Origin of the sequence: Desulfobacter sp. (assembly GCA_028768545.1) — a bacterium.
In the GTDB taxonomy this organism is placed as follows: domain Bacteria; phylum Desulfobacterota; class Desulfobacteria; order Desulfobacterales; family Desulfobacteraceae; genus Desulfobacter.
In genome coordinates this window covers 1,897,615-1,909,547 of sequence record CP054838.1, presented here as the reverse complement: position 1 = coordinate 1,909,547, position 11,933 = coordinate 1,897,615, and the positions used below count along the sequence as shown (strand labels likewise).

Here is an 11,933-nt window from a genome sequence, read left to right as displayed (position 1 = left end):
ACAGCCAGGCGTACTTTAAGGAGAATATCTGCTTTGATCCGCTTTTTTTTTTCATATGATTACCCCATGAATTTTACGTGGATATAGGATGCTCAGAAGGGCCGGCACCAAAAAAAAGTCGGCCAGCAGGGCAAAGATGACGGCAGTCCCGCTGATTACCCCGAACCGGACATTGTTTGCCAGAGAGCCGACCATATAAATAAAAAAACCGCCGCAGAGCACCATGCTTGTAATGAAAAGGGCACGGCCTGTGGTCAGCAGGGTTTCCCGGACCGCACGTTCCACATCCTGTGTAACCTCAAAGGCCCGTTTGAAATGATGGAGAAAATGAATCGTATCATCAACAATGATCCCTAGGACCAGGCTGCCCACAAGCATTGTGCTCAAATCAATGTTGATGCCTCGTGCGCCCATCACCCCGAGGATGCAGATCAGAGGGACGACATTGGCCACCATGCTCATCAGGCAGATCCGGACATGTCCGATCATGACGATCATGACGATCATGACGATCATCAAGAGGGTGATGATCACCAGGGCAAAGCAGTAACTTTTGGCCATGGTACCCAGGGCATTGTCGACGAGTCTTGAGAAAAGCTGGATTTTTCCCGTCAGCACCACCAAGGCGTCGGGAAACTGCCCGGTCAGATATTCCGTAAGCTTTTTGGTGTAGTCGGCATACAGGATGGCATCGGAGAACGGGGCCATTATCGAGAATCGCCCGACACGGTAGTTGCTGTCGGTGAAATCCTCCAGGTCATCACTGCCGCTGGACTCAAAAAGGATCAGTTCCTGGGCAATGAGCTTCTGGTTTTCAGGGACCGCATAGGCGCTGTTTTGATCCTCATTCAGGGCCCTGTTTGTCTCTTTGAGCACGTCGGGAAGGGCCCAGGTCTTCCCGGCCTGAATACCTGCAACCTCAAGGTTGGTGATAGCTGAAACAGCCTGGTCCATACGGGCAAGAAACTCAGGATCATGGAGGCCGTTTTTCCTGCCGGTATTCACCAATGCCTCCAGCATTACCGATCCACCGTTCACCGAATCAAGCCGTTCTGTGGCGATACGAATATCTGAATCCCCGGGGAACATGGTGGAAATATTATGGGAAAACCGGACGGATAATGCGCTGTAGAAGGCAAGCACCACGACAAGGCTGAAAATGAGGGTTACGGCATAGGGACGCTGGGTGGTAATTCTGGCGATCCAGATAAAGACCGCGTCCGTGAGGTTACTGCTGCTGACGGAGACCTTCTTTTGTTTGATTGGAAAAATGGCGATAAAGGCCGGCAAAAGAACGAGGGAATAGACAAAGGCAAATAATACCCCGACAGGGGCGACAACCCCCAGTTCCGCTACGGTTGCCACGTCGGCCCAGGCAAAGGATAAAAGTCCGCAGCCCGTTGTGATGCTCGTCATAAGAACGGGCATACCCGCAAGCCCTACAGCATTAACGACGGCCTGTTTTTTATCACGGCAGGTTTGGTAATTCCTATAGAAAATTGTCAGGATGTGGACCGAGTCTGCAATGCCGACAATCAGCAGAAAGGACGGCAGTATCTGGCTGACCATGGTGATGGGGAAACCAGCAGCTGCCATAAACCCGAAAGTACCTAATAAAGAGAGCACGACAATGAGCAGGGGGAAAATGACCCCTGACACTCTTTTGTAAAGAAGAGTGAGGAAAAAAACGATGAGCAGCATGGAAAGGGGCATGATAGCGGCAAGATCTTTTTCAATGCCGGTCTGCAGTGCCGAGACCACAGCCGGTGTTCCCGTAAAATAAAACTTATGGCCTAGGTCCTGATATTTACCGATAACACCCTGGATCGCCCGGGTCATCTCCATGCTTTCGGCGTTGCCCAAATAGCGGTCTGCATCCGGGAGCACCTCTTCCTGGTCAAACCCTTCCATAAGGGTGTCGGGTGCAGCACCCTTTATGGCCATGGCCTTGATGATGATGGAGACCATGGACCGGTCACCTGACACAAGAAAATTCTCATACAAAGGGAAATGATCGATAAGCTTTTTGATCCTGCCCACATCATCCTCCGTCTGTGGGGGTCTTTGGAAAAGGTCCTCAACGTAAATTGTGTCCTTTTCTCCCCTGACAATCCTTGCGTTCACAAGACTTGTGATGTCATCAATGTAGGGAACGGTTTCCTTGAGCTCATGGTGCAGACGGTACAGGGTGTTGAAAAAGGCCTTGTTTAGCCCCTGGTCAGGCTCAATGGCGATGATAAAGATTTCATCCTGTCCAAATTTTTCTTTGAAATCATTATAAGCCACCAGGATCGGATCATCCTCGTGAAAGAAGCTTTCGTCACGGGTGTCAATGGTGATTTTGTCAAGCTGCCCCGCAAGGGCCACCGTCACTGCGAGCATGATAGTAAGGGCCAGGTACTTCTTTTCATATATAAACGCCGTGAAACCGCGGAAGAGAGTTTCACATTTGTTGTTGATGTTTTTCATTGTTTCTCCCCATGGGATAAAAACCCTGAGATTAATTGCTGAAACATTACGGCAATGGTTGATTCGGCATCAGCCACACTGAATTCAGGATCGATGAGAAATTTTCTGAGCACACCCATATAGAGGTAAAGAATGGACGAGGCCGCAAGATTCGAATCAAGATCTTTCCTGAAATACCCTTTGCCCTTTTCCCGCTCAATCATTTCCATGATAAATTGAATGTATTTCTCATCCAGCCTCGCAATTGAAGAACTGCCGTGGCGAGTTTCATAATAGGTATCCCGTATCAAAATGCGGTAAAGATCCCGATTTTTATCATAAACCGCAAGCATTCTGGACACGATATACCTGAACATCCCTGATAAATCCTGATCCGTGGGCAGATTGGGCAGGGTTTTGGCTATGTTGGTTTCAATTTCCTCGTTAAGGGTTGCTTCAAGCAGGGCGGTCTTGTTTTTGAAGTGAACGATAACAGAAGCCGGAGAGACGCCCGCCTCCTTTGCAATTTTACGGATCGTGCATTTCTCCACACCCTTTTCCCAGAACAGGAGCCGTGCTGTTTTTAGGATCAGCTCCCGGGTTTCCGCCTTTGAGTCATCTCTTCGTGTCATAATATAATTCCATTAAATGCGTTTGTTCATTAAACATGTTTAATTAAGCCGTACTTAATATCACAAATTCTGTCAAGAAAAAAATAATAGCTCCGGGTTGAAGGGAATGGAGCCGAAACTTGCCGGGTGGTTAAACTACTAATCTTTTAAGGGGTTGACATTCAAACGGAAAGGAGTAATCCCAAAGTCAACACTAATGGTATATAAGAACTCCCAAGCCTTTATTGAAGAGAAGTTGACTACTTTTGTTATTGAGGCCTGATTTATGAAAATTGGCTGATGAAACCGAGGTCTTGAGGCGAAGACTACTTGCTTGATAAAATCCGAATTTTTACAGATCGAACACTTTAGACTTTCCCTGTAAGTCCAAATTTTTAAGGCCTTTAAATTAAAGGATTCACTTTTCTTTCAGCATTCATGAATCAGCATCAGTACTCATCATGCTCAATATCCCCATCCCCATAGTCCCAGGTCATATCTGAACAAATAACCTCGAACCACTCTTTAAACATCTTATACGTTCTCTTGGGTGGCCAGTCACCCGGATCTGTCATCCAGGACTCAAGCTGTTCTTCAAAAACATCCCTGAATATTTTTTTCAGATAGACTTCATAATCGAACTCACCATATTTATCAAGTATCAGGATTGTTGTTGCATGTTTTTGGTCATACCTGTTGCCATCTTCAAAACGATTTGCCCAATCAATGTACAGCTGCCTGGGGATGATGGTAATTGCCGTTCTGTTTATGGATATCATTTTCACAACTCTCCCCGCTCTTTTTGACTCTCTGCTGAAAGGGGCATACTCAAGGGGATGTCCGGAAAACCTGCAAGAAAAATCATATCCGACTGATAATTCGCATATCCTTCAATGATATATTCGTTCCAATAATATTTATTTTTTCCATTTTTCATAAACGATTCATATGCTTTGACCCGGTCTTTCCCCGGTGATACTTTTAAGTTCCGGTCAAAAAAGGCTTCCCAGTCTTCACGTTTTGCCGAAGATCCAATCTTGCCATCCAAATCGATAAGAATATATGGCGTTGTGAAAACAACAGAGTACCCATAGTTCAGCTCCGCAAAAGGCTCATGCATTATCCGGGCATACCATATTTCACCTTCTTTCCCCTGGTAACCGCTTGATACAACGACGGTATACTCTTCACCGGTGATCAGCTCTTCTAAAATGACATATCGATCCAGGTGTCCTTTGTGGATGAAGACCCCCATTCTGGAATGTTGCATGCATTCAATGATTGAGATCAATCCTGGGTCTGCTTTTATCATCCTCAGGATATCAAGAACTATCGTTCCAAAGGATTCATTTTTAATACCCACAAAAAGATCGAAAAATCCCCAGCATGTGAAGTAAGATTGTGTAACAGGACTTTGAGGTGGAAAGGAAGGCATATAAGTCTCATTTGCCCGATCCAATATAGTTTTCAATTTTGAAACAGCCGATAAATCAGATAGTTGCTCAACAAAAACCGAGACCTTATTTTGAGCATAAATATAGACAGCATGGAGCGGATCATGCTTGGACAGTTCCTCTTCTGATATGATTGTTTTTTCAAGGTTATCAGCCCGTGTTTTTGCTTCTTTCAATTCTTGAAAATTTATGATTTTTTTGTTCTTTGCTTTTTTCAGTCCTGCAATGACTTTTTTAGAAATCGGTCCCATTTTGATTCACTGCCTTTCATCCTTGATCTATCTGGTAGGTTCCATCCAGGCGGCCCAGCATCTCGTCAAATTTTTTGTCCAAAGATTCAATTGCCTGATCGTATTCGCTATCATTTATCTGCCTGTTCTTCAATTTTGATTGAAGAATGTACAGTTCATCATCGTACCATTTGTCTGGATCAAAATTGTATGTCATGATCAGCCTCTGGCTTTCAATTCAAAGTCTATACAGATCCGAGTTGCTTTTTTCCCTGCAAATGGCGTATCCAAGGATCTGCACCTTTCCCACAATTGCCTGTATCCAATATAAACGCTTCCGCCAATGGTCCCTCTTTACGCCACGCCCAACATTTTTTCAAGGAATCAGCTTTAATTGGTTTTATTGGATAAACCGTATCGCCAGTTTCTTTTCAGATATGAGAAGCGCCCAGGCCTTTGTGCGGCCCTCTGCATCATTTTATTCATTTTCAAACCAATGGGTGGTTTTCTTGCAGAAGTTGACCAGCATCAGCATGACCGGCACTTCGATCAGTACGCCAACCACTGTGGCAAGGGCGGCACCGGAAGACAGGCCGAACAGCATAACGGCAGTTGCAATGGCGACTTCAAAATGATTGGATGCCCCGATCATGGCAGCAGGGGCTGCATCTTCATATTTCAATTTTAAAACCCTGGCCGCTGCATACCCAATGGCAAAGATCAATATTGTCTGAATGAAAAGGGGAATGGCTATCCAGAGAATGGTCATTGGATTTGCCGTAATGACTTCTCCTTTAAAGCTGAACAATAAAATAAGGGTCAATAAAAGGGCAGAGATTGTCACCGGAGTCAGGACCCCTAAAAATTTTTCCTTGAACCAGGGTTCTCCTTTTGCTCGGATGATCCATTTCCTTGATAAAAATCCGGCCACAAGCGGCAGGGCCACATAAATGGCCACAGACAATAAAAGCGCCTGCCAGGGAATGGGGAGTTTGCCCACGCCAAGCAGGAAGCCGCCGAGCAAACCATACAACACCAGCATTGTAAGAGAATTCAATGCCACCATGACCAGGGTCAAGCCGTCATTGCCCCCTGACAAATATCCCCATACAAGAACCATTGCAGTGCACGGCGCAATCCCCAAAAGAATACATCCGGCAAAATAGCTTCGCCACAAGGGAATCTGGAGCATTTTAATACCGTCCTGCAGTACGACAAGGCCGGCCCCATGCCGGGACCCAACGGACAGATCAAGGCCAAAGGGCATTTTCACAAGGTCCATTGCATCTGTCCCTATAAATGATTTCAAAAGAAATCCTAAAAAAAACAGGGCAATTGCATACATGGTAAAGGGTTTGACACACCAGTTTAAAACCAGGGTCAAAAACACCGGTTTCCCGCTTTTACCGGCTTTGATGACCGATGAAAAATCAATCTTTACCATGATGGGATACATCATGAAAAACAGGCAGACCGCAATGGGTATGGACACAACCGGAGCATTGTTTACATTGATGGACAGTGCGTCCAGTGTTCTGGCAAGGTTGGGAGCAACTTTGCCCAGAAGAATACCGCCGACAATACACAACCCAACCCAGACCGTCAGATAGCGCTCAAACAGGCTGGTCATTTTGCGTTCATTCGTGTTTATACTCATTTTATTTTCCTGTATTGATTAAACACAACCATGATTTAAATCATTTATTGACTGATGTTTGCAGGCAGTTTTTCGACAAATGTCCGTATTTCATCTCTGATTTTTCGATAGCAATCCAATTGCCGTTCCTTGCTTTCCCCCTTTGCGGCAAGCGCCTGGGCCATTTTGGGCGGATCGTCAAAACCAACATGGTAAACCTTGCAGCGGGGCGGAAAATAAGGACAGGTTTCATGGGCATGGCCGCATACTGTGATGACGGCATCCAGCTCAGTATCCCTGAACTCATTTACCAGTTTTGATTTGTGGCTTGCGATATCCACTCCAGCTTCAGCCATCACCTTTACGGCATCGGGGTTAAGACCGTGTGTTTCAACACCGGCTGAATACGCCTCAATACGGTCGCCTTTTAATTTCCGTGTCCAGCCTTCGGCCATCTGACTTCGGCATGAGTTCCCCGTGCAAAGAAATAGGAGTTTGAGTTTTTCGCCCATGGATTGCCTCTTTTTTGTTTTTATATATTTGCCTCAACTACCGCCATTTCTTTGTTTCAGGCTTAAGTCCTCACAAGAAACACATTGTATTTTTTCCAATGCTTCCAGGTCCTGTGTCACCTGTGTGCTGTGCTCAAGGTTGCGATCAATCCACTTGAAAAGAGGGGGCAGCAAGGCATCCTCCCGGTTTAACCGGAAATATACCCATCTTCCCTGTTTACGATTTTGAAGCACACCTGAATTGACCATCTGGCTCAAGAGGCGGGATGCTGTTGCCCCTGCAACCTGTAAAAATTCGGTGATCTGACAGGCACATAATTCCTCGTGTACCAACAGAACACTCAATATCCTCAGCCGGTTTTTGTCTGATACCGCCTTCAGCAAAGCCAGGGCTTTCTCCATAAAAATAATACCCATTGAATTTATAATTAGCCAAATGGCTAATAAATATAACCGATATTTATTTTTGAAACAATAAAAATTGATACCCTGACGATTCCTCACCCCTTCATATTCTTGTATTTTAGCTATGTTAACAGGGGGTGGAGCTATGAAATTATTTTTTCATAGTGCTTGACAACACCTTTGCAAATCTATATATTCCGTTTTAACGATTTAAAAAGGAAGATAACATGCCGCCTGTAACACAGATTAGAATTGGTAAACACAAGACCGGTATTGTCGATTTTGAAAAAACACTGAAAAATGTGGCAAATCTGGGAAGACTAACTGATCACGAGATTGCCAGTGAAATGATCAAGCAGCTGTCAAAGAAAAACTATATCCCCCCCGGGGCATATGAACAATACGAAAAAGCCTTTCTCAATGAATACAAAAAAACATATGGGAAAGCCCTTACCCCCAAAGCCTTTGGAAGAGATAGAAATCAAGGTGCTGGGAGCCGGGTGCGCGAATTGTGACAAACTTGAAATGTCTTTGATGGATTTGATCCAGAAAATGGGGGTTACAGCGAACCTGGAACATGTCAGAGACATAAAAGAGATTGCAGGCTACGGAGTGATGGGATCTCCGGCCCTTGTGATCAACCGGAAGATAAAATCTGCGGGATCTGTGCCGTCAAAGTCAAAGCTTGAGGATTTTATATTAGAGGCAGCAGCGCAATTGGATGAACAAAAAAAAGGGAACCCATTATCATGAAAATTTTTATAAAAGTGATGAAAGCACTGTCCGATTCGAACCGGGTAAAAATGATAAAAATGCTGCAAAACCGCCCGCTTTGCGTCTGTGAAATCAAAGAAACCCTTGGAATTGCCCAATCCACGACAAGCAAACATTTGAAAATCCTTGAGGATGCAGGGCTGGTAAGAAGCTTCAAGGATGGATTGTGGGTCAATTATTCTCTGTCTGATGGCAGCGACTCGCCCTTTGCAGCGAATATGATTGGCAACCTGAAGCATTGGCTGGACAATGAACCTGAAATTAAAACATTGAATGAAATTTTGCCGCAAATTGATCGTAATGACATTGTCGGAAAAGAATAGGTGAAATTTTTTAAGTCATAAAATCGTTAAATGACCATACATAAGAAGAGGCTAAAAATGAGTTCAAAGACTGCCCAAACAAAGGCAATTCAAAAACAGGCAAATTCAGGGTTGATGTTGACCCTTTTCGCGGGGGCAGCAGGCCTTGTCCTGTGGTGGATGATCTACAGGCAGCTGCCCGGATTATCCCAATGGCTGACCTATAATCTATTGTCAATTCAGCAGGGATCTCACCTGGGTGATTCCATAGAATTTTTTCTTTATGACACCCCTAAGGTGATGATGCTGCTCTTTCTGGTTGTTTTTGGCGTCGGCATTATCAGAAGTTTTTTTACACCGGAAAAAACCCGGGCATTCCTGTCCGGCAAAAGTGAGTTTGCAGGCAATATCCTGGCCGCACTTCTGGGCATTGTAACCCCCTTTTGCTCCTGCTCTGCAGTCCCCTTGTTTATCGGTTTTGTAACAGCAGGGGTTCCTCTGGGCGTGACCTTCTCCTTTCTTATTGCCGCCCCCATGGTCAATGAAATTGCCCTGGGGCTTTTATACGGGCTGCTGGGTTGGAAAGTTGCCGCCATTTACATGGGAACCGGTCTTTTTGTTGCCATATCAGCCGGGTGGGTGATTGGCCGGCTCAAGCTTGAAAATCATATCGAAGACTGGGTAATCCAGGCCAATATGGCTGATGTTGAGGTGGAAGAAGAAAAACTGACCTGGAATGACCGGTTTGTCTACGGGTGGGACGCCGTAAAAGAGATCATCGGCCGGGTCTGGATCTATGTTATTTTAGGTATTGCTGTGGGTGCAGGTATCCACGGTTTTGTTCCTGAAGGCGTTATGGCTTCCATCATGGGCAAGGGATCCTGGTGGTCTGTTCCTGTCTCTGTTCTGATCGGTGTCCCCATGTATTCAAATGCCGCAGGCGTTATCCCTGTTGTTGAGGCGCTTCTGGGCAAAGGTGCGGCACTGGGCTCTGTCCTTGCCTTCATGATGAGTGTAATTGCCCTGTCCCTGCCGGAAATGGTTATCCTGAGAAAAGTGCTTAAACCCCGATTGATCGCCGTATTTGTCGGTGTTGTGGCCTGCGGCATTCTTTTTGTGGGGTATTTGTTTAACATTCTTCTATAATCCGGACAGCCGATTAAAGCAAAATGATAAGATAATAGGTCAAGCCCGGGCTTGGCAGTACACTAAAAAAGAAACAAGGAGTCAGACATGGAAATCAAAGTATTGGGACCTGGATGCGCCAAATGCACCAAGACTGAAAAACTGGTCCGGGAAGCTGTTGAGGAAACAGGGGTGGATGCCAGCGTGGAAAAGGTCAGTGATATGATGCAGATCGCCTCATACGGTGTTTTCGGCACCCCCTCGGTCATTGTGGACGGTAAGGTCAAATGTTCGGGAAAAGTGCCTAAAAAAGCAGATATATTGTCCTGGCTGGAAAAATAACCAGGTCATTTTCAAACAAAGGAAAGCATCATGTTGAACCATATAAATAAATGTATTTTTCTCACGGCTATTTCGGTTTTTCTGCTCGCTCCCATGGCGTCTGCCCGGGATTTTTCCAAAATTCCGGAAATAGGTAAGGTGACCATGGTCGACCTTGGGGCAAAAAAATGTATCCCCTGCAAGAAGATGGCACCGATTATGGTCAAACTTGAGAAGGCCTATGACGGAAAGGCCGACATCATTTTTATCGATGTGTGGGAAAATCGGGAGCAGGCGTCCAGGTTTAAGATCTGGACGATCCCGACCCAGATTTTTTTCAATAAAAAAGGGGAAGAGGTCTACCGCCACGTCGGTTTTTTGGATGAAAAACCCATTATCAACCAGATGACAAAAATGGGTGTTGATCAACCCGACCTGTAAATTGATAAGGATAATTTTATGCTGGATTCTATATTTTTAACGGTGAATCAATGGATGACAGGCGGTGCCGCCATTGCTGCCGCAGGCTGCTTTTTGTGGGGGGTGATCAGTGTGTTGTTCAGCCCCTGCCATCTGGCGTCCATCCCTTTGATCGTCGGATATGTGGGCGGTCAGGAAAAAATGGTGCAGCCCAAACAGGCAGGCATCTATTCCGTTCTATTTACAACAGGGCTTTTTATCACCATTGCTTTGGTCGGCATTGCCTGCGCCCTGCTGGGGCGGATGCTGGGGGATGTGGGCAGCTACTGGCAGATCCTGGTCGGCATGATCCTGATCTGGGTGGCACTGGGAATGCTCGGCGTTGAAAAATGCACCATGTCAGGCGAGGTATTGTACAAGTTAAATCCCAAGGGAAAATGGGGGGCCTTTGTTCTCGGCCTTGCCTATGGTGTCTTGTCCGGGTCGTGCACATTCGGGGGGCGCATTCCCATTTTCCCGGTTATACCGCTGGCACTGGATTGTGCATGTTTGCCATCTGCTTCAGGCAGTTCCAACGCCCTGCTTTATAAAATGATCGCAGCATAATCATTTTTTCTGCATTCTCCCGATACCAAAAGATGCATGGACCTTTAAGACGTAAATTCACGACTCTCCGAATCGAACTTTCAATAGCACCGCTGCCAATAGGTAAGTTCAACGCTTTTACAGTTGAGAAATTAAGCCTCAGTTCATTGCGCACAAAATAATCCCGTTCCGTCTTGATAGCCTTACTGTTTCTGCCTCTACAAAGCTTCTGGACGGCCTGTACCACCTCAATCGCCTTTCCCTTCAGCAGAAGACCTCGCTGCTTCGATACCCAGCGTTTGCGTTCCTTGGATGACCAGGTCTTCCTTAAGCCTGCTACTGTACCCAGATGCTCAACTGCATGGTAGAAATCGAGAAGTTCATACACACGCTCAGGAGCCAAACCCAATGCTTTTAGCAGTCCGGGGATTCGATTCCAAATCCAATGTGCCCCATCTGCAACAAACAGTATTTTGTCTGAGTTCTGAATATGAAGGGAGTTCAAATAACCCTTTAACAAGTGGAATACACCATCCGGTCCATTGAAACAGCCATCAATAAATGGTGAAAAGCTTTTTTCTTGTTTTCCATGGGCGTCCACTACATAAATGATCAAAAGCTTGGGTTCTCGCCATGCCCCACGAAATCGGGTTCTATCCTTTTGGGTTTTTGGTCCCCTTTTCTTCTCTCTGAGCCGAGTGCGGCCACCATCAGTGCTGATAACGACTCGCCGCCCTTCAAGTAAATCTCTATCATTTAATGGGATTCGGCCCGCTTGTTGTTCGGCTCGAGCCCGCTCTGCGTACCGATAGGTCAGTTTACGGATGACCTTTATACCCAACGTCATCCCACGGTCACAAAGCACTTGACGGACTTCTTCAAAAGAACTTAATAAGGCTGACCAAGAACTCACCATAGAAGCCAAAGCAGGCGAGCAGCGATCATGGATTCCAAGAAGGATTAAGCCAGCGTATGCACCTTTATATCTTTTTCCTTTTCGGCGGTCACAGGACCTTCGATAGTATCGAACATGAATATCAACCGAACTATCTGTACAAAGCTGAATCCAAACGGTCTCAAGCCCTTCGCTTTTCATCCGTCCCGGCCAAT

At 45.8% G+C, this 11,933-nt stretch carries 16 protein-coding genes; 7 read left to right on the top strand and 9 right to left on the bottom strand.

The genetic code is table 11. The features are described from left to right. Positions 1-51: 51 nt before the first annotated feature. The 8 genes from HUN05_09185 to HUN05_09150 all read right to left on the bottom strand — a co-directional run bounded on the left by HUN05_09185 (position 52) and on the right by HUN05_09150 (position 7,395). A complete protein-coding gene (locus HUN05_09185) occupies positions 52-2,469 on the bottom strand; it encodes an MMPL family transporter (GenBank protein ID WDP85288.1) in 2,418 nt (805 codons plus the stop codon). After that, on the bottom strand, positions 2,466-3,080 hold the full coding sequence (locus HUN05_09180; GenBank protein WDP85287.1) for a TetR/AcrR family transcriptional regulator: 615 nt from the start codon (positions 3,078-3,080) through the stop codon (positions 2,466-2,468). The genes HUN05_09185 and HUN05_09180 overlap by 4 nt, the downstream gene beginning before the upstream one ends. Positions 3,081-3,508: 428 nt before the next feature. Then, complete coding sequence (locus HUN05_09175; protein ID WDP85286.1) at positions 3,509-3,838, bottom strand: hypothetical protein; 330 nt, start codon at positions 3,836-3,838, stop codon at positions 3,509-3,511. A 2-nt stretch (positions 3,839-3,840) separates the two neighbouring features. Continuing rightward, entirely contained in the window at positions 3,841-4,764 is a 924-nt protein-coding gene (locus HUN05_09170) for a hypothetical protein (GenBank protein ID WDP85285.1), read from the bottom strand. Positions 4,765-4,780: 16 nt separating this feature from the next. Beyond that, a complete protein-coding gene (locus HUN05_09165) occupies positions 4,781-4,960 on the bottom strand; it encodes a hypothetical protein (GenBank protein ID WDP85284.1) in 180 nt (59 codons plus the stop codon). A 261-nt stretch (positions 4,961-5,221) separates the two neighbouring features. Further along, entirely contained in the window at positions 5,222-6,400 is a 1,179-nt protein-coding gene (arsB, locus tag HUN05_09160; GenBank protein WDP85283.1) for an ACR3 family arsenite efflux transporter, read from the bottom strand. A gap of 44 nt (positions 6,401-6,444) precedes the next feature. Then, complete coding sequence (locus tag HUN05_09155; protein WDP85282.1) at positions 6,445-6,891, bottom strand: arsenate reductase ArsC; 447 nt, start codon at positions 6,889-6,891, stop codon at positions 6,445-6,447. Positions 6,892-6,924: 33 nt separating this feature from the next. After that, a complete protein-coding gene (locus tag HUN05_09150; protein WDP85281.1) occupies positions 6,925-7,395 on the bottom strand; it encodes a winged helix-turn-helix transcriptional regulator in 471 nt (156 codons plus the stop codon). A gap of 128 nt (positions 7,396-7,523) precedes the next feature. Between HUN05_09150 and HUN05_09145 the strand changes: the two genes are divergently transcribed. The 7 genes from HUN05_09145 (at position 7,524) to HUN05_09115 (ending at position 10,844) form a co-directional block, all read left to right on the top strand. Continuing rightward, complete coding sequence (locus HUN05_09145; protein WDP83750.1) at positions 7,524-7,811, top strand: hypothetical protein; 288 nt, start codon at positions 7,524-7,526, stop codon at positions 7,809-7,811. Then, the gene (locus HUN05_09140) at positions 7,771-8,049 is read left to right on the top strand and encodes a thioredoxin family protein (GenBank protein ID WDP87995.1); all 279 of its coding nucleotides are present in this window, start codon (positions 7,771-7,773) and stop codon (positions 8,047-8,049) included. The genes HUN05_09145 and HUN05_09140 overlap by 41 nt, the downstream gene beginning before the upstream one ends. After that, entirely contained in the window at positions 8,046-8,393 is a 348-nt protein-coding gene (locus tag HUN05_09135; GenBank protein WDP85280.1) for a winged helix-turn-helix transcriptional regulator, read from the top strand. Before HUN05_09140 ends, HUN05_09135 begins: the two co-directional genes overlap by 4 nt. A gap of 114 nt (positions 8,394-8,507) precedes the next feature. Then, positions 8,508-9,518 carry a permease gene (locus HUN05_09130; GenBank protein ID WDP87994.1) on the top strand — a complete coding sequence of 337 codons (1,011 nt, stop codon included), beginning with the start codon at positions 8,508-8,510 and terminating at the stop codon, positions 9,516-9,518. 87 nt (positions 9,519-9,605) lie between these two features. Next, positions 9,606-9,839 carry a TM0996/MTH895 family glutaredoxin-like protein gene (locus tag HUN05_09125; GenBank protein ID WDP85279.1) on the top strand — a complete coding sequence of 78 codons (234 nt, stop codon included), beginning with the start codon at positions 9,606-9,608 and terminating at the stop codon, positions 9,837-9,839. Positions 9,840-9,869: 30 nt separating this feature from the next. Continuing rightward, on the top strand, positions 9,870-10,259 hold the full coding sequence (locus HUN05_09120; protein ID WDP85278.1) for a thioredoxin family protein: 390 nt from the start codon (positions 9,870-9,872) through the stop codon (positions 10,257-10,259). 18 nt (positions 10,260-10,277) lie between these two features. Next, positions 10,278-10,844: a cytochrome C biosynthesis protein gene (locus HUN05_09115; GenBank protein ID WDP85277.1), complete on the top strand. Its 567-nt coding sequence runs from the start codon at positions 10,278-10,280 to the stop codon at positions 10,842-10,844. On the opposite strand, the gene HUN05_09110 is transcribed toward HUN05_09115, so the two are convergent. Next, positions 10,759-11,919 (bottom strand): hypothetical protein, encoded by a 1,161-nt coding sequence (locus HUN05_09110; protein ID WDP85276.1) that lies wholly within the window; start codon positions 11,917-11,919, stop codon positions 10,759-10,761. The genes HUN05_09115 and HUN05_09110 overlap by 86 nt on opposite strands. Positions 11,920-11,933 lie beyond the last annotated feature (14 nt).

Excerpts from the sequence above, each read along its gene's own strand:
- HUN05_09185 (WDP85288.1), bottom strand. The coding sequence starts at position 2,469 with ATGAAAAACATCAACAACAAATGTGAAACTCTCTTCCGCGGTTTCACG.
- HUN05_09165 (WDP85284.1), bottom strand. The coding sequence starts at position 4,960 with ATGACATACAATTTTGATCCAGACAAATGGTACGATGATGAACTGTAC.
- HUN05_09135 (WDP85280.1), top strand. The coding sequence starts at position 8,046 with ATGAAAATTTTTATAAAAGTGATGAAAGCACTGTCCGATTCGAACCGG.
- HUN05_09175 (WDP85286.1), bottom strand. The coding sequence starts at position 3,838 with ATGATATCCATAAACAGAACGGCAATTACCATCATCCCCAGGCAGCTG.
- HUN05_09115 (WDP85277.1), top strand. The coding sequence starts at position 10,278 with ATGCTGGATTCTATATTTTTAACGGTGAATCAATGGATGACAGGCGGT.
- HUN05_09180 (WDP85287.1), bottom strand. The coding sequence starts at position 3,080 with ATGACACGAAGAGATGACTCAAAGGCGGAAACCCGGGAGCTGATCCTA.
- HUN05_09155 (WDP85282.1), bottom strand. The coding sequence starts at position 6,891 with ATGGGCGAAAAACTCAAACTCCTATTTCTTTGCACGGGGAACTCATGC.
- HUN05_09130 (WDP87994.1), top strand. The coding sequence starts at position 8,508 with ATGTTGACCCTTTTCGCGGGGGCAGCAGGCCTTGTCCTGTGGTGGATG.
- arsB (WDP85283.1), bottom strand. The coding sequence starts at position 6,400 with ATGAGTATAAACACGAATGAACGCAAAATGACCAGCCTGTTTGAGCGC.
- HUN05_09120 (WDP85278.1), top strand. The coding sequence starts at position 9,870 with ATGTTGAACCATATAAATAAATGTATTTTTCTCACGGCTATTTCGGTT.
- HUN05_09170 (WDP85285.1), bottom strand. The coding sequence starts at position 4,764 with ATGGGACCGATTTCTAAAAAAGTCATTGCAGGACTGAAAAAAGCAAAG.
- HUN05_09110 (WDP85276.1), bottom strand. The coding sequence starts at position 11,919 with ATGAAAAGCGAAGGGCTTGAGACCGTTTGGATTCAGCTTTGTACAGAT.
- HUN05_09125 (WDP85279.1), top strand. The coding sequence starts at position 9,606 with ATGGAAATCAAAGTATTGGGACCTGGATGCGCCAAATGCACCAAGACT.
- HUN05_09145 (WDP83750.1), top strand. The coding sequence starts at position 7,524 with ATGCCGCCTGTAACACAGATTAGAATTGGTAAACACAAGACCGGTATT.